This window comes from Pseudomonas sp. RIT411, from assembly GCF_003057735.2.
Taxonomy (GTDB): domain Bacteria; phylum Pseudomonadota; class Gammaproteobacteria; order Pseudomonadales; family Pseudomonadaceae; genus Chryseomonas; species Chryseomonas oryzihabitans.
In genome coordinates, this window is record NZ_QBIZ02000013.1 from 53,974 (window position 1) to 71,025 (window position 17,052).

At 62.0% G+C, this 17,052-nt stretch carries 15 protein-coding genes and 1 pseudogene; 2 read left to right on the top strand and 14 right to left on the bottom strand.

The annotated features are described in order from the left end of the window. Positions 1–162: 162 nt before the first annotated feature. Positions 163–489 (top strand): annotated as a pseudogene (locus DBY63_RS17335) (lysis system i-spanin subunit Rz); the annotation flags it as partial. Between the two features lie 128 nt (positions 490–617). Here DBY63_RS17335 and DBY63_RS17340 read toward each other — a convergent pair. From DBY63_RS17340 to DBY63_RS17370, 5 genes are all read right to left on the bottom strand, one after another. Continuing rightward, on the bottom strand, positions 618–830 hold the full coding sequence (locus DBY63_RS17340) for a hypothetical protein (RefSeq protein ID WP_108576172.1): 213 nt from the start codon (positions 828–830) through the stop codon (positions 618–620). Between the two features lie 1,643 nt (positions 831–2,473). Continuing rightward, positions 2,474–3,850, bottom strand: a complete 1,377-nt coding sequence (locus DBY63_RS17355) for a gluconate:H+ symporter (protein WP_108576169.1) — start codon at positions 3,848–3,850, stop codon at positions 2,474–2,476. An 89-nt stretch (positions 3,851–3,939) separates the two neighbouring features. Beyond that, a complete protein-coding gene (locus tag DBY63_RS17360; RefSeq protein WP_108576168.1) occupies positions 3,940–4,770 on the bottom strand; it encodes an amidohydrolase family protein in 831 nt (276 codons plus the stop codon). 28 nt (positions 4,771–4,798) lie between these two features. Continuing rightward, complete coding sequence (locus DBY63_RS17365) at positions 4,799–6,088, bottom strand: MFS transporter (RefSeq protein WP_108576167.1); 1,290 nt, start codon at positions 6,086–6,088, stop codon at positions 4,799–4,801. A gap of 132 nt (positions 6,089–6,220) precedes the next feature. Continuing rightward, complete coding sequence (locus tag DBY63_RS17370) at positions 6,221–6,952, bottom strand: GntR family transcriptional regulator (protein ID WP_108576166.1); 732 nt, start codon at positions 6,950–6,952, stop codon at positions 6,221–6,223. 352 nt (positions 6,953–7,304) lie between these two features. Here DBY63_RS17370 and DBY63_RS17375 point away from each other — a divergent pair, with 352 nt between their 5' ends. Further along, positions 7,305–7,886 (top strand): hypothetical protein, encoded by a 582-nt coding sequence (locus DBY63_RS17375; RefSeq protein ID WP_108576165.1) that lies wholly within the window; start codon positions 7,305–7,307, stop codon positions 7,884–7,886. A gap of 989 nt (positions 7,887–8,875) precedes the next feature. Here the strand turns inward: DBY63_RS17375 and DBY63_RS17385 are convergent. The 9 genes from DBY63_RS17385 to DBY63_RS17425 are packed head-to-tail and all read right to left on the bottom strand — an operon-like array spanning position 8,876 to position 17,050. Next, a complete protein-coding gene (locus DBY63_RS17385) occupies positions 8,876–9,580 on the bottom strand; it encodes a GntR family transcriptional regulator (protein ID WP_108576164.1) in 705 nt (234 codons plus the stop codon). A gap of 3 nt (positions 9,581–9,583) precedes the next feature. Continuing rightward, positions 9,584–9,991, bottom strand: coding sequence for an oxalurate catabolism protein HpxZ (gene hpxZ / locus DBY63_RS17390; RefSeq protein ID WP_108576163.1), 408 nt, complete (start codon positions 9,989–9,991; stop codon positions 9,584–9,586). Beyond that, positions 9,988–10,662, bottom strand: coding sequence for an isochorismatase family cysteine hydrolase (locus DBY63_RS17395; RefSeq protein WP_108576162.1), 675 nt, complete (start codon positions 10,660–10,662; stop codon positions 9,988–9,990). Before DBY63_RS17395 ends, hpxZ begins: the two co-directional genes overlap by 4 nt. After that, positions 10,659–12,191, bottom strand: coding sequence for an ATP-binding cassette domain-containing protein (locus tag DBY63_RS17400; RefSeq protein ID WP_108576161.1), 1,533 nt, complete (start codon positions 12,189–12,191; stop codon positions 10,659–10,661). The genes DBY63_RS17395 and DBY63_RS17400 overlap by 4 nt, the downstream gene beginning before the upstream one ends. 3 nt (positions 12,192–12,194) lie before the next feature. After that, positions 12,195–12,884 (bottom strand): isochorismatase family cysteine hydrolase, encoded by a 690-nt coding sequence (locus DBY63_RS17405; protein WP_108576160.1) that lies wholly within the window; start codon positions 12,882–12,884, stop codon positions 12,195–12,197. Between the two features lie 3 nt (positions 12,885–12,887). Beyond that, positions 12,888–13,895, bottom strand: a complete 1,008-nt coding sequence (locus DBY63_RS17410) for a formamidase (RefSeq protein WP_108576159.1) — start codon at positions 13,893–13,895, stop codon at positions 12,888–12,890. Between the two features lie 12 nt (positions 13,896–13,907). Continuing rightward, positions 13,908–14,828 (bottom strand): ABC transporter permease, encoded by a 921-nt coding sequence (locus DBY63_RS17415; RefSeq protein WP_108576158.1) that lies wholly within the window; start codon positions 14,826–14,828, stop codon positions 13,908–13,910. Continuing rightward, positions 14,821–15,933: an ABC transporter permease gene (locus DBY63_RS17420; RefSeq protein ID WP_108576157.1), complete on the bottom strand. Its 1,113-nt coding sequence runs from the start codon at positions 15,931–15,933 to the stop codon at positions 14,821–14,823. The genes DBY63_RS17415 and DBY63_RS17420 overlap by 8 nt, the downstream gene beginning before the upstream one ends. Positions 15,934–15,940: 7 nt before the next feature. Continuing rightward, complete coding sequence (locus DBY63_RS17425) at positions 15,941–17,050, bottom strand: BMP family ABC transporter substrate-binding protein (RefSeq protein ID WP_108576156.1); 1,110 nt, start codon at positions 17,048–17,050, stop codon at positions 15,941–15,943. Positions 17,051–17,052: the final 2 nt, after the last annotated feature.

Here is a 17,052-nt window from a genome sequence, read left to right on the forward strand (position 1 = left end):
TGTCGTGCTTTTGACCGGCTTCGGCTGAGTCCTCAATGGGTGGCGTCTGGTGGCAGGGTAGCTAACGCGAAGGCCGAGACGGCGAATCAGGCGGTGCTGCATAAGGCCGACCTGGCCGCCATCTCGAACGCCGCGGCGCAGTAGGTCACCCAGGCCCTAGCCAAGCAAGAAGAAGCCCAGCAGGCCGGGACCGATATGGACCTCAAGCACACGAAGGAATTGAAGGATGCACAAGCTGAGAATGATGTGCTGCGCGGCAAGCTTGCTCGCGGCGGCGGCGGCGGAGTGCGTGTCGCAGCCAGCTGTCCAGCCAATCCCGTCAGCGTGCCTGCAGCCGCCGGCGCCGCCAGCGTGGACCATGCAGGAACCGTCGAACTCTATCCAGAAGCTGGACGCAACGTTCTCGACGTCAGAGCCGGCATCATCGCCGACCAAGCTGCCCTGAAGGCATTGCAGCAATACGTCCGGGAGGTCTGCTTGGTGCGTTAGGTCGGCACCCTTGTCGGGCTTGGTTGTTGCTGCTCAAAAGATACCAAGCACTAGCGCTAGAAAGGCCGCGCCCAAGGCAATAGTCGCTATGGCAAGTACGATGACCACAACCCGCAGCTCTCCATCAGTCACCTATCTGCACTCTGCGTACGGTTCGCCGAACATGCCCACTCAAGGAGTGCGGTCTCCTCTCTTGTCCGGGCTTCGCCGCGTTCTTGAAGCTGAGTGATCAATTGCGCCAGAAATCGGGGATCAGTTCGAGCATGATCCATCACCACTTGCAGGTTCAGATCATCGAGAAACATAGTGCGAAGCTGATACTCGCCGTTGCTGATGCCCATGGTTCAGCTCCAAAAATGGCCCGGAGTGGCCTTGGGGAGGCCAGGTTAGACGTTTCGCTGTGGTGCAGATAGCGCCGCTTCGCTGAAAGAAGAGCTAATGCTCAGATGTACTCATACATTGCGCAAAAGAAAGGCCTGGACTCCTGTCCGGGCCTTGGCTCAATACCTTTGGGGGCTGATCGAGCCTGAAGTATTAAGCATAGATCACAGCGAAGCGGCGCGCTCAGTGCAAAATCGAGCCAAGCGGTGTGCCTGTAGAGGTGCCGGTCCATGTATTGGCGGAGGACGCCTGCTTACCTACCCGCGCGGAATGTGGGCTGCGCAAGGAGGACAAACCTGAGGTTAGGGTGTAAGTGTTGCTGCCGGAGCATCGTTAGCGGCATGGCTACCAGCGAAATCTGGCAGCGGGGGGTCGTAAGCGATCAGGGCCTGTCTAACACCATGATTAGGCGATAATCACGGCTGTGATAAACACCGCGCTAAGCCCGATGCACATCGCGCTCAGTGTGAGTAGCAATGGATAGCTCTCATCAACTGGGACGCCTGGGGGGCACGTTTTCTCAGCCTTTGGGAGGCTATCTCTCCCGCGCTGGTCCCTGCGGTCGAAGAGGGTTACTGCTTTGGTCAACTGATGCCGCAACTGAATAATCCTTTTCAGTATGGGGGCTAGGCGACGAATGCCAGCTATTGGCGCTGATTGTCGCGGTGAAAAACGACAATAGCAAGACTAATGCTGCGCAGCACGTCAAGCCCGCCAAAACGTCAATGTCAATGTCAATGTCAATGTCTGATCGCATAGCTTCCTCCAGTCACTGCCGCTTGAGCATGCCGTTTCGGTTGAAGGGGTAGGACAGACTGCGGTCGCGGAAGTGCGGAAGCGTCAGTGTAAGCGTGCCAGTAATCCCTCAAATCTGAGAGATTTAAACGTAGGGGGATCTCGCCTAGTCCGCTATGCGCAGCTCCACGAAGATGGCTCTGATTCGGTCCCAGCTAGATCTTTCACGAGCGCCGAAGCCGCGACCATGCTTGCTCATGCCGCCCGCAGCTATAGACCACGCTTTGGCCACCAGGAGCTCACGCTGCATGCAGGTGTGACAGAACACGGTCTGGTGTCCTATCAGGGTACGGATGGTCTCGCAGATTGCCAGCTGCTCCTCATATGAACACTCGCCTGATTCCAGCAGTCGGGTTGCACCAATTAGGGCTTCGGAGATGGAGGGTTTACTCATCGCTTGGCTTGAGTCGACAGGTTATGGATGCAGCGGTGAAGGGGCACCGCGGCCATCACGTCGCGATCAGTGTCCGACTGAAGGGATACAAAATACCGCCGCGCCCAGGGATAAGCCTCGCTGCAGGATCGCCTGCCAGTAGTACTCTAGAGGGAAGGTAGACCGTTCCGGGGCGAGGAACTCTATGGATTTCATCTTGGCAGCCTGCAGTTGATGCGGCCAGCGTATGAAGAATCGATAGAACGCAAGGTGCCAGTGTTCGAATCAAAGCTGCCGTTGGCGGTGGGCAGCTACTGGCCAAAAGCGGTCGATAGCGCTGCGCGAGTCCAACCCGCTGCAGCTGCCGCTCCTGATCGACGACCAATAAGGGGCTTTACAGAGGTTGGCGTCCTGATTTGACGCCGCCTCAGATCATTACACGACCACGTTCAACAGCAACACCACAATCAAACCGACCATGGCGACGATCGATTGCACTACCGAAATAGTCTTGGTGGCTTCGCCCATCGTCATGCCGAAGGATTCCTTCACCATCCAGAAACCTGCATGGTTGGCGTAGTTGAAGAACAGCGAGCCGCAGCCAATGGACAAGGCCAGCAGCGGCAGGTTGAGGCTGGGATCAGCACCGGCAAGCGGCGCCAGCAAGCCGGCAGCCCCTACGATACCTACCGTGGCGGAACCGGTAGAGACCGAAAGCAACATGGCGATCAACCAACCGAGGACCAGCGGAGGGAACGCCGACTGCTGAGTCAGGTGCACGATCGCATCGCCCACCTTGGCGCTGGTCAGCAGTTGCTGAAAGGCACCGCCGCCGGCGATGATCATGATGATCGAGGCGATTGGCTTGAGGCTCTTGCCCAGCGATTCGCGCAATAGCTCCGCATCGCCGCCGCGTGCGAGTACCAGACTCGCCCCGGCGAACAGCACGCCCAGCAGCATCGCTATCAGCGGATTGCCGAGGAAACCGGCCATTTTCAGTAGCGCATTGTCCTTGGCCAATACCATCTCGGCGACGGCATGGATCAGCATCAGGATCGCCGGCAGCAAGGCTGCCAGCACGCCAAGGTATACGCTGGGGCTTGGTTTATCGTCGGCTTTTTCAGCCAGGGTGAACTGATCCAGCAACACCTGATCGGGCCGAGTGCTCATGCGCGGGGAAATGAATGCGCCATACAGGGGGCCGCCTAAAATCATGGCCGGGATAGCCGCCAGGAAACCATAGAGCATGGTCGGCCCGACCGAGGTTTTCAGTGCGGCGATGGCCGTCAACGGGCCAGGGTGCGGCGGGACCATACCGTGCATGGCGGCCAGGGCGGCAATCACCGGAACGCCCACATAGACATACGCTGAACCCTTGAAGCGCGCCTGACTTTCCAGCTTGCGCGCCACGCTGAAGATCAGCGGCAGCATGATCACCAGGCCGACCTCGAAAAACATCGGAATGCCAATCACAAACGCGACCATCATCATCGCCCACGGAATCATCCGATCCGATGTGCGCTTGAGAATGACCGCAGCAATCTGCTCGGTGACGCCGGCGTCCGCAAGTATCTTGCCGAGCATCGCCCCCAGCGCGATGACCACCCCCACTGCCCCCAGTGTCTTGCCAGCGCCGGTGACCAATTGCGAGACGATGCGATCTGGCTCCATACCGGTTGCAAAGCCTACGCCGACGGAAACTACCAGCAAAGCCAGCAGCGGGTGCATTTTGAGGCGCGAGACGATCAGCGCTACCAGCACCAGGACGCTGATCAATGCCGTCAGTAACAGATCTATATCTAAGGGAGTCATGAAAGGTTCTCGGTTGGGCTGGTGCCAAACTCTTGTAAGTGGATGAGGTGAATGGCATCTGCAACGGCTAAGTTGCAGCGTTCGTCTTTCTAGAAACCAAATAACCTGCGAGGCGCTTGCACCAGCAGCGAGGCGCTGGCTTGCGCCGAAAGCTCCAGGGCTTGCAACTGTTCGACGACGGTGGCGAAACCTATGCTTTGCTCATGCTGCGTATGCGGCCAGTCGCTGCCCCATACCAGGTGAGGCAGGCCAAAGCTTTCTTCCAGCAACGGCAATGCCCTTCGAGCGAAGCCGATGTTCTGTTGAGGCGTACCTCCCAGACGATAGATTCCCGATACCTTGATCCAGATCGAACCTTTCGGTCCGGCCTCAAGCAACTCGCCAAACCCGGGCTGATCGAGACCCGCACGCGCGTCCGGCCGCCCAAAGTGATCGATCACCACTTTCACGCCGAACGGCGTCAACTGCTGGATCAAGCTCGGCAGATCCTTGACTTCCCGATGTAACTCGACATGCCAGTCGAGAGCAGCGATATCGCTGAAAAACCCTTGCCAGGCACTGTCGCGAAAGTCGGGCAAAGCTTTGCCGACCAGGTTCAAACGCACGCCGACCACGCCTAGTTGAGCCATGTCATTCAAGGTAGAACGACTGATGCCTGGCTCCAGCACGACCACACCGCGCAACTGCTGAGGGGCTAGCTTCAACGCCGCCAACAGGTAGCTGTTGTCGGTGCCCAGGAAACTTGGTTGCACCAATACGCCATGACTCAAACCATGGGTTTGCAAATGCTCGAGGTACTGGTCGAGCGTGGCGTCGTACTCGGGACTGTAGCGCCGTGCACCAACCAGCTGCAGATCGCGGCTGAACACATGGGCATGGGCGTCAATGCCGGTGATCGACGTGGGGCGTGGAGCTGACATGGATGTTATCTACTGAAGGTTGGGATCATCACGCCCGAGCGCGTTGATTGCCGTTGATAGTGGCCGGAGCGGGGGTGGCATTGGCTGCAAGGTCCCTGTCGCGGGTCTCAGGCAGGCAAAGTGCGGCAAGCACCGCCACGCCGTAGGCGATTCCGGCATCGATACCGATCGCCGAACCCAGCGACATGGAAGCACTCATCTGCCCGACCAGGAATGGAAATACAGCGGACAGCACCCGCCCGAAGTTGTAGCAAAAGCCAACGCCGGCGCCGCGCACATCGGCAGGGTAAAGTTCGTTGAAGAGCGCTCCCAGGCTGGCCGGAATGCCGGCAGCGAAGAACCCTAACGGGAACCCCAGGAACAGCATCTGCGTATTGGTCAGCGGCAAGAATACGTAGCACTGCACCGTGGCCATGCAGCACAGGGCGAACAGCACGATGTTTTTCCGACGACCAATGCGATCGATCAAATAGCCGCTGGCCACGCAACCACACCAGAAGGCGAAGATGATCACCGCCAGATAGCCGCCCGAGTTCAACACGGACAGATTGCGCTCGGTCTTGAGGAAGGTCGGTAACCAGGTCATCACCGCGTGATAGCCACCGTGCGCGCCCAGTCCCAGCAGCCCGCCAAACAGGGTCACGCGAATCAGTTCCGGGCGAAAAATGCCCGCAAGCGACTTGAAGAAGCTCTGCGGGATGGCGTTGTCTTTTTGCAGACGCCGGAAGCTGTCCGGCTCCTCAACGTTACGACGTACCCAGAGGATCAGGAACGACGGCAGCAAGCCGACAAGGAACATCACGCGCCAGGCCATGTCCTGTGGCACGGCGGTATAGATCAGCGTGAACACCCCGACCGCCAGGCCCCAACCCACCGCCCAGGCACTTTGTACAGTGCCCATGACCTTGCCGCGATAGTGCGGATTGATCGTCTCGGCCATCAGCACCGCACCGGCCGCCCACTCCCCGCCAAGCCCGAAACCCTGCAGCGCCTTGACCACCAACAGCTGATTGAAGCCCGTGACGAAAGCCGAGAGAAAGGTGAAGAACGAGAACCACAGAATCATCAACTGCAAGGTGCGCACGCGGCCGTAGCGGTCAGACAACGTCCCACCCACCCAGCCACCGAGTGCCGAGGTGACGAGGGTAACGCCGCTGATCAATCCGGCATCGCCCTTGGTCAGCGCGAAAGCGGCGATCAGCGCCGGAATCGCCAGACCGAACATCTGTACTTCCAAGGCGTCGAGCGACCATCCGCCGAAGCAGGCCCAAAATGTCTTGCGCTCCCGAGGAGTGATTTGGCGATACCAGCTGAACATGATTCTTATCCTTATAGGTGTCACGCAAGGCAGCCGATTGCCAACCCGCCGCGACAAGGTCAACTCCGGCAAACGAACAGCGATCGGGCGGCGATCCGGCCGCCGCGAAGCGCTTCGCTACGCAAACAGGCGTCAGCGGATATCCACGCGGTAGCGGAAATGCTCCGCGCGGCCACGCGAGCGACGCCATTCCAGAGGGCTACCTGCGTAATCGTGGGCCAAACGCTCGATCACGATCACCGGACTGTGGACCGGTACCTGGAGCAATCGGGCATGCACGTCATTCACCGCTTCGGCGGTCAGCGTTTCTTCGGCCGATGCAACAACCTGTCCGCACGTTTCTTCGTAGATCGGATACAGCAGCGGCCCTTCGCGACTGAGGTCGATCTCCAGCAGCGCCTGAAAACGCTGGCGGGGTAGCCAGATTTCCTCGGCGAGCACCGGTTTAACATCGAGCAATCGCACACGGACAATGTGAATGACCGGCGCATCGGCGGGCAATCCTAGCGCTTGCGCTACGGCCGAAGGTGCTGCAACGGGTTCGATCGAGAGGATGCGACTCTCTGGGACCTGGCGCTCACCGGAAACCGTCTGGAATCGGAAGAAACGGAACAGGGAGGATTGAAACTGCGCTCGTCGAATGAACGTTCCTCGCCCCTGCTGACGTTCCAGAACGCCCTCACTGACTAACGCATCAATCGCTTTGCGCACCGTGCCGGTGGACAGCTGATATTCCGCAGACAGCGCCGCTTCAGTAGGGATCGCCTCGCCCGGACGCCAGCGATTATGGGCGATCTGCTCAGCCAGCTGGTCACGCAGTCGCTGGTACAGCGGCAGTCGAGCATCACTGGAAAAAGAATTCATCGACTTTATTCACCTTATTATCTAGTCATCTATATGAATATTGTGTCGAGTATTTGCCCAGATAACTTGGCTGTCAAGGAAGGACCCGTCGTCCCGCTGACGAATGGCTGCCCTACCGCCCTGCTCATAGACAAGCGGGTGGTCGCCGATGATGTTAGCTTCTAGCCGATCGTTGCCCACCGATCTAACGGCAGCTATGGGTCGATTGCTGCCATTAGCTGTTCCGGGTTAGGTATGTCCAGAATGTCGCACCAATTTCGGAAATTGAGGCAAGGCCTGCGGAGGAGCCGCCAACTTGCGTTCTAAAAAGCTGTGTCAGGGTGATTGGCAGATATCAACCAGGAGCTTCACCATGACTACCGAAATCCTCCCCTCCCCTACCACCGTTACCGCACTGAGCGCCGTCGTGCCGGGCTGCTTTGTCTTTCATCGAGATGAGCCATCCCGCTTCGGTGCCATCGAAGTAATGAGCCAGGATGGCCTGGTAAAGGGCCTGTCGACGAAGCAACAGCAGATCCTGCTTTTTGAGCCAGAGGCGCTCTTCACCGCTGCGCAGCTGGCCGACGTCATCATCGATCTCGCCGGCCAAGCGGCAACGCCGGCGAGCGCTGGCCAGTTAGCGGCCTACGCTCGCACCCTAGGCGAGGCCTATGGCGCGCACAGCCAAGCGGGCGACCTTGCCGTCGGCGACTTCGCGTTCTACCCCGAGGATCCAGATGCATACGGCCCCCTCGCCATCCAGGCGATTACCTCGAAGGTCACCGCCTTCAGCAAGTACAAGGAGCTGGAGTTGGACTTTGACCAGGCAGATCTGAGCACTGCCGACCAGCTGGCTGAAGAGCTCATCAGCGCTGCCGCCATCGAAGACCTCGAGCTGCGGCATTTAAGGGTGTCAACTCGCGCCAAAGCCCTGGCCGCGGCTTTCGCCAGCTAGCCTTCCTAGCTGACTACAGCATCCGCCTTCACCAAGGCCCTTCTTGTTGGGGCCTACCCTCTTGGATACCAATCTCGCCGGCGCCTGGCGAGTTGTCTCGCATCCTCCCTACCACCGTGCGGTGCCGAGTTTCGCTATCGCAGGTCTGCGTTCTGCATGTAAGCCTCTAGCCATCGCAAAGGGATCCGGGGGTGCTCCCAGGTACCTGCGGCAGCACCAGCTGCAGTTGGTCAGGCAGCGCGCGCAGTCGCTCGGCGTTTTTCCTCAGCGCAAGCCACAGCCTCTCCGTCTCGTCCCATGACGCCAACAGCTGGCAGACCTCCCACCAGTCGATAGTGCCCAGACCCGTGAAAGGGAGGGATTTGGTGTTGCGTTACTCACGGTCTTCGATGGTGAATCGGCGGCTACATGTGCGATCTTGAAAGTGGAGCACTGTCGGGTAACGCGGACCTGGTTTCGGATAGTCGCTATTCAGACCAGTCGCAGAAGAAGCAACGGGCTGGCAAGGCGAGACGATTCATGCCGCAATCCATTTGTCGTATGCATACGACAAACTAGGTATGCAGGGCCAGTACCTGTGCTGGAGCAGAGCTGACTCTCCTTTTTCGTATGCAGACGACAAATCATAAGCGGCCGTCTTAATGTCGGTACCGCTGTAGCTGCCTGGAGTGCGGGTGCAGGCGCTGTCCGACGCCGGGCCTTCACCTACTATTGATTTCGCAGCGCACGGTCGAGCTTTCGTAATGCCGCGTTGGAAGCGCTAAAATTGGCTTGTCGCGCTCCGAAACAGTGCTAAACCAGCCGCCTATCAATAGCAGCGGTACTAGAGCAATTCACCTCGGCAACCCGGGCAACGCGTAACAGCCCTCAATCTTATTCTTGCTTACGTAAGCGCTTACGCACTTAAGCACTTGCACGCTTGCGCCAGGGGTGTCTAGACGGTGTACATCGCAAAGCTGGTCGAGGTCCTGGAGGAACGCGTGCTACCCTCACGCGTCGGAGGCCGTCGGTGGACGCTCGAAGCGGCGGCGCGCCTCGGACAGCATCGAGAGGCTGAGCTTGCGGACCTCGATCTTGCTCTGCTCGATATGGGCCCTCAGCATCAGCAGGGTGTCATCGCGCTTGCGCAGGCGCAGTGCCTTGAGGATGCTCACGTGCTCGTTGTAGGTCTCTTCGATCCGGGCGCGTTGGGAGAAGTCCAGACGCCGGACGATGCGGATGTGCTCGGTCACCTCGCGGTGCACCCGCAGCATCTCCCGGTTCCCCGTCGCGGCCACCAGCCCACTGTGAAAGGCTTCGTCCAGTTCGGCAACGGTTTGCATGTCGGTGTGGCGCTGGTCCTGCGGCACGATCCAGACCTGGCACAACTCCTTCAGCATTTCCGGCAAGTCGACCAGCCCGCACAGCCGATCCACGGCGGCGGATTCGAGCACGATGCGCAGGTCGTAGAGCTCGTCGATACGGGCGAAGTCGAGTGGCTTGACCATCCAGCCGCGGCGGAACTCTACCTCTAGATAGCCTTCACGTTGCAGGCGGTACAGGGCGTCGCGTACCGGCGTTCGGGACACCTGGTAGCGCTCGGCGATCTGCGTCTCGGTGAAGCGGTCATGGGGCAGCAGATAGAAATCGAAGATTTCCTGCTTGATTCTCAGGTAGATCTGCTCGCCCAGGGCGTTGGTCTGGAACTGGGTCATGGGTTATCCCCGGGCGTCCAAGGTGTCCAGGTCGATACTGACGTGGGCGGCGACGACCTTCCACTCCCCTTCCAGACACAGCCAGGTCTGCATCTGGCGTCCGACCCGTGCGGTAACGCCATCGCTGAATTCGGTGCTGACGGTGGCGCAGTCCTCGCCGAAGGTGGTGATCACCGTGTGGTGCAGACGTCTGCCCGCCCCGACCGGTTGGCAGAGCCGTCGATACGCGGCGATGGCCTCGCTGCCATAGAGATTTTCCGCCACCCCGAAGCGCACCGTGTGGGGCGACGACCAGAAGTAGCCGTCGAGCGTTTCCAGCTCGTTGGCGATCAGCGCCCGCTCGTAATCGCGAAAGGCCGCCGTCACCGCGGCCACTACCTCGGGAAGATTGATTGCGGAAACCGATGTCATGGCAGGTCCTTGTGCAGGGCGGCTTCCAGGGCCGCCAAAGAGGCCGTCCGGCCGACGATGCCGCCCTGGGCGACGATCATGTCCAGTGTCGCGCGTTTGAACGCCGGGAAATAGCTTTCCGTGGCCTCCTCGATCACCAGACAGCGATAGCCGCGATCGTTGGCTTCCCGCATGCTGGTCTGCACGCAGACCTCGGTGGTGACGCCGGCGAACACCAGGTGACTGACACCCTCGGCTTGCAGTCGCTCGTGCAGACCGGTCGCATAAAACATGCCCTTGCCCGGTTTGTCGATCACCCACTCGCCCTCGATCGGCGCGACCTCGGTGATGAGCTGGTTGCCGGGTTCGCCGCGGACCAGGATGCGCCCCATCGGGCCGGGGTCGCCGATACGCAGCCCGGGCACTCCGTGGGCGTGCTTGGCCGCCGGGCAATCGGACAGGTCGGGAAGGTGGGATTCGCGGGTATGGATCACCCGCAAGTGGTGCTGACGGGCCAGCGCCAGCAGCCGCTGCACGGCCGGGATGATGGCCTTCAGCGGCGTCACATCGTTGCCCAGCGCCGCGCCGAAGCCGCCCGGCTCGATGAAATCCCGCTGCATGTCGATCACCACGAGCGCCGTGCTGGCTGGCTCGAAGGCGAAGGCGTCGGGACGGGCGTTCACCTGGATCATACGGCCTCCGCCTGCGTCTCACCGCCCGCCATATGGTGACCCAGCACGGCCCGGTCGGCCTGGGCGATGGCGGTCTCGAAGCCAATCCGGCCGTCATGCATCACCAGGATGCGATCGGCCAGTTCCAGCAGCTCATCCAGGTCTTCGCTTAACAGCAGCACCGCCGCACCGGCATTCCTGGCCGCGACGATCCGTTGGTGAATGAGCGCCGCCGACGCGAAGTCCAGTCCGAACACCGGATTGGAGACGATCAGCACCGCGACCCCCTCGGTCAACTCCCGCGCCAGGACGGCACGCTGGACGTTCCCCCCCGACAGGGTACCGATGGGCCGCTCCGGATCGGCCGGCGTCACCTGGAAGCGCGCGATGAGGTCACGCGCCTGAGTACGGATGGCTCGGCGATCAAGGCGCCAGCCCTGGCGGCACAGCGGTGCCTGGTCGAAATTGCGCAAGGCCAGGTTCTCCGCCACGCTCAGGCTGGCGATGCAGGCATTGCGCAGCGGCTCCTCCGGCAGGCTGTAGAGGCGTAGGTCCTGTATCTCGCGGCGGGTGGCGTGATAGCGCTGGCCATTCACCCGGATCTCGCCGGCACTGGCCTTGCGCTGCCCCAGCAGGGCCTCGGTGAGCTCACGCTGGCCGTTACCGGAAATCCCGGCGATACCCACGATCTCGCCGGGGCGTACGGCCAGCGACAGCCCGCTGACCGCCAGCGTCCCCTTGTCGCCCGGCACATCCAGCTGAACCACCTCCAGGCGAGGTGCCGCCTCGATCACGCCGGACCGCTCGAGCTTGGCCGCGGCGGCGCCCGCCTCGCCCATCATCCAGCTGGCCAGGGATTCGGGTGAGGTATCCGCGACGGCCGTGCTACCGACCAGCCGGCCCTTGCGCAGGACCGTGACGTCATCGGCGAAGGCGGTCACTTCACGAAACTTATGGGTGATCATCAGCACCGAGATGTCTCCTCGATGGGCCATCTGCTGCATCAACCCCAAGACTTCATCGGCCTCCTGGGGCGTCAGGACCGAGGTCGGCTCATCGAGGATGATGAAAAGCCTTTCCAGGTACAGCTGCTTGAGGATCTCGAGCTTCTGTTTTTCACCCGCCGCCAGGCTGCTCACGGGTCGCTCCAGGTCCAGGCGGAACGGCATGCCCGCCATGAAGGTCGCCAGCCGCTCGCTCTCCTGCGACCAGTCGATACGCCAGCCCAGGTCGCCACGTGACAGCACCAGGTTTTCCGCGACGCTGAGCCCGGGAGCCACGGTGAAGTGCTGGTAGACCATGCCGATTCCGAGGGCGTGGGCATCCCTCGGCGTGCGGATCTGTCGCTCTCGGTCGTTCACCAGGATCGCGCCTTCGTCGAGCGGGCCATAGCCGACGATGCCCTTGACCAGGGTGCTCTTGCCCGCTCCGTTTTCGCCCAACAGGGCGTGCACGGTGCCGGCCCTGACCTTCAGGGAGACCTCAGCCAGGGCGCGAAAGCTGCCGAAGGTCTTGCCGGCACCGATGATCTCCAGGTCCAGGGCGCGCATGGCTCAGCCCCCTGCCAGCACGGCGAGCAGCATGGACGAGTCGCCCACCGCACCAAAGACCCCACCCTGCATCTTGACCATGTTGAGCGCGGCCATGTGGTTGCCGTGGTCCGTGGCGCCGCAGCAGTCTTCGAGCAGGATGCATTCGAAGCCGCGGTCGTTGCCCTCGCGCATGGTGGTATGGACACAGACATCCGTGGTGATCCCGGTGAGGATCAGGTTGGCGATGCCGCGGGTGCGCAGAATGAGCTCAAGATCCGTCGCATAGAACGACCCCTTGCCGGGCTTGTCGATGACGATCTCACCGGGTAGCGGCGCCAGCTCCGGAATGATTTCCCACCCTGGCTCCCCCCGGATCAGGATTCGACCGCAGGGACCGTCGTCGCCAATGCCGGCGCCGATGTTCCGCGAGCGCCAGCGCTTGTTGGCTGGTAAGTCGGACAGGTCGGGACGATGGCCCTCCCGGGTATGGATGATGGGAAATCCCTGGGCCCGCATGACCTCGAGCACAGTCCTTATGGGCTCGATGGGCGCGCGGGTCAGCGACAGGTCGTAGCCCATGGCATCGACATAGCCGCCGACGCCACAGAAGTCGGTCTGCATGTCGATGATGACCAGGGCGGTGTTGGCCGGATCGAGGCGACCGTTATAGGGCCAAGGGTAAGGCGCTGAGGCGAGCTGACGTGGACTCATGGGTCACTCCTGAGCTGAGGGCGTGAACAGGCGCTCCGGCGCGGGCATTCCGCAGGAGGTGCCATCGGTGTGGACCACCTGGTCCTCCCACGGCAGCCGATAGCGGCCCGCCGCCAGGTCATGCATGTAGGTGTAGGGGCAATCCTGGGCGCCGCCCTTGACGGCGGAATAGCCACGATGGCCGAACTGGTAGATGTTGTTCTCCACCCCCCAGTGCACCCGCGCTTCACGCACCAGGTCCGGACGCATTTCACAGCAGACGATCTCGTCGGCACGACCGCCGCCCTGGTTCATCACGCTACCGTCGAAATCGACGAACATGGCTTCGCCCATAGAGTCGAAGGTGCCATCGGATCCACACATGCAGACGCTGGCGGTCTGCAGCAGATTGCAGAAGGCATTGGCCTGATTGGTGATTTGCCAGGCATGACGGATCGGGGCGGTATAGCCCGCGGTACGGATCATGATCTCGGCACCCTTGTAGGCGCATTCGCGCGCCATTTCCGGGAACATGCCATCGTGACAGATGATCAATGCCAGCTTGCTGCCACGCGGGCCGTCGCAGACCGGAATGCCCTGGTCGCCCGGCTCCCAGGGCTCGACCGGCACCCAGGGATGCATCTTGCGGTAGTACAGGCGGATCTCGCCGGTGTCGTCGACGATGAGGCCACTGTTGAAGGGGTTGCCCGCTGGATTGGCCTCCATGATGGAGAAGCACCCCCAGATGTGGTGGTCGACGCAGGCTTGGCGGAGCGCCGCCACTTCCGGCCCTTCCAGGGAGCAAAGGATCTCCGGTGAGGTATCCATGGACAGCCCGTGCAGCGAGTATTCCGGGAAGACGATCAGATCCAGGCTGGGCATGCCCCGCCGGGCCTTGCCGACCATCTCCACCACCCTCTGGGTCTGCGCCCACAGGGCCTCCCGGGTATGGGGATCCGGCAGCGACAGCTGCGCCAGACCGATCACGACGCCATTGGGCGACTTGTTCAAACCACCAAGACCACTGGACATGAGCTTTTACCTCTAGCGGGTGAGACTGAGCTCGCCAGGAGCACCAGTCAGGGTTCGATTCGGCCGGCAGGTGACGAGCATCACCAGCAGCGTCAGGGCATAGGGTGCGGCGGCGAACAGGTAATAGCCGGTACTGATGCCCACTGCCTGCAGGGCGGGGCCGATGGCGCCGGCCGCGCCGAACAACAAGGAGGCCCACAGGCAGTTCAGCGGTTGCCAGCGCGCGAAGATCACCAGGGCCACGGCCATCAACCCCTGGCCACTGGAAAGTCCCTCGTTCCAGCTGCCGGGGTAATACAGCGAGAGATAGGCGCCGCCGACGCCGGCGAGAAAGCCGCCGACCGACGTCGCCCAGATGCGTACCCTGATCGGGTGATAGCCCAGGGCCTGGGCCGATTCGGCATGATCACCGACCAGGCGCAGCATCAGGCCCCAGCGGGTGCTGCGCAGCCCCCAGTGCAGCAGGATGGCCAGGGCCACACCCAGGAAGAACAGCACATTGATGTTCAGTGCCGAGCGCACCCGCTCATCCGCGGACCAGTGCCCCAGCGAAAACGACGGCAGCATGGGTGCCTGCGGCTGGATGAAGGCCTTGCCGAGAAAGAAGGCCAGGCCCGTTCCCAGCAGGATCAGGGCGATACCGAAGGCGATGTCGTTGACCTTGGGTAGCGAGCAGACGATGCCATGCAGCAACCCCAACAGCAGGCCGGTACAGCCTGCCGCGAGCACGCCCAGCCAGGGTGAGCCGGACAGGTAGGACGCGGCATAGCCGGTCATGGCCCCCGCGACCAGGATGCCTTCCAGGCCCAGGTTGATGCGTCCGCCTTTCTCGGTGAGGCACTCGCCAAGGCTGACAAACAGAAAGGGCGTACCCACCCGCACCGCGCCGGCCAGCAGCGCCAGGAAAAAGGTCAGCCAATCGAGGTTAGCCATGTTCGGGAACGCCTCCGACCGGGTTTGCCGCCTTCGCCAACAGCCGCAGACGCCAGGCCGTGATACGCGGGCTCAGGGCTTCCCAGGCCAGCAGATTGGTGAACAGGATGCCCTCGAGGATCAGCGTCGTCGCATCGGGCAGGTCCAGGCGCCGCTGCAACAGGCTGCCGCTGGCCTCTACCCCGCCCAGCAGCGTGGCGCAGAGGATGATGGCCAGGGGGTTATGCCGGGCGGCGAAGGCCACCAGAATGCCGCTGGTGCCATAGCCGGCGATCAGTGCCGCGTTCGCACTGCCCTGCACCGCCGCGACCTCGAACATCCCGGCGAGCCCCGCCGCCGCCCCGCCGAGCAGGCAGGTCATCAGTACCAGGCGATTGACGGAAAGTCCCAGCATCCGCGCGGTTCGCACGTTGCCACCGACGATGCCCAAGGCGAAGCCGCTGACACTATGGCGCAACAGGACATAGGCCAGCAGGCAGGCGATGACACCCGCCACCAATCCCCAGTGCACGGCAAAGGCGTCGCTCACCGCGCCAATGAGATAGCCATCCTCGAGCGGCACGGTCGAGGGCTTGTTCAGGCTCGCTGGATCGCGCAGGGGGCCTTCGACCAATTGCCGAAACAGCGCGATGCCGATGTAGGAGAGCAGCAGGCTGCCGATCGTCTCGTTGAGGCCGCGACTCTGCCGCATCCAGCCCGACAGCCCGATCCACAGGCCGCCGACCAGCATGGCCGCCAGGCCCATCAGTACCAGCATCAAAGGCCCGGGAAAGGCGGGTAGCCACAGGGGCAGCACCGCGGCGGCCAGACCGCCCAGGACCAGGGCCCCTTCCCCGCCGATGATGATCAGCCCGGCCCGGGCTGGCAGCGCGACGCACAGGGCGGTCAGCATCAGGGGCGCGGCGCGCTGGAGGGTATTTTCCCAGGCGAAGGAAGAGCTGAAGGCGCCTTCGAAGACCAAGGCGCCCGCCGCCAGCGCCGGCTTGTTCTGCACGGCGAGGAAGAGCAGAAACAGCGCGCCCGAGGACAGCACGGCGAGCAGCGTGGGCAGTCCAGACAGCGCCCTGGCCGCCAGCCGTTGCAGCTTGTGTTCGAGGCTATTCATGCCACCCTCAGATCTGGCCCTGGACGCCTTCGACCAGGTAGTTCATCCGCTCCAGCACGACGTCGGTCTGCGGCTGGCTGGTACCGTCCGCGATGACGACAGTGCCCTTGTTGTCCTTGATCGGCCCCTTGAAGATGACGAAGCTGCCCGCGAGCATCTGGGCCTTGATGGCGTCGGCCTGCTGCTTGGCCGCGTCGCTCACTTTCGGGCCGTAGGCCGAGGTCTTCACGAAGCCGTCCTTGAGCCCGCCACGCATGAAGTTGATCATCGGCTTGCCGGCCTGCGCGGCCTCGACGTGGGCGCGATAGGGGGTTTCCCAATTCCACTCGGCACCGGTGAGATAGCCCTTGGGCGCCAGGGCAGCCTGGCTGGCGTGATAACCACAGGTCATGACACCGCGCTTCTCGGCGGTCTCGACGATCACCTTGGGGCCATCCACGTGGCAGGTCAGGACGTCGCAGCCGCGGTCGATCAGGCTGTTGGCCGCCTCGGCTTCCTTGACCGGCAGCGACCAGTCACCGGTGAAGATCACCGTCACGGTGATGCTCGGGTCCACCGAACGGGCACCAAGAGTGAAGGCATTGAGGTTGCGCAGTACCTGGGGCACGGGCTTAGCCGCGATGAAGCCGAGCTTCTTCGACTGGCTCATATGGCCCGCTATCACGCCATTGAGGTACTGCCCTTCATCGATGTAGCCGAAGAAACTGCCGGCATTGAGCGGATCCTTGCCCTCCTGCCAGAGACCACCGCAGTGGGCGAAGCGGACATCCGGATACTTCTTCGCCACCTTGAGCACATGGGGGTCGAAGTAGCCAAAGGAGGTGGGGAAGATCAGGGTGGCGCCATCCTGGCGGATCATCGCCTCCATGGATTTCTGCACCGCCACCGTCTCCGGGACATTCTCTTCTTCAATCACCTTGACGTTGGGCAGGGTCTTGATGATCGCAGCGGCCTGCGCATGGGCCTGGTTGTAGCCGAAATCATCGCGGGCGCCGACGTAGATGAAGCCGACGACGAGGGGCTTGTCGGCAGCCCGGGCCAGGCTGAACGGGAGTGCGGCACTGGCGCCGATCAGCCCTGCCAGCTTGATGAAATTGCGACGGTCGATAGGATTCATGT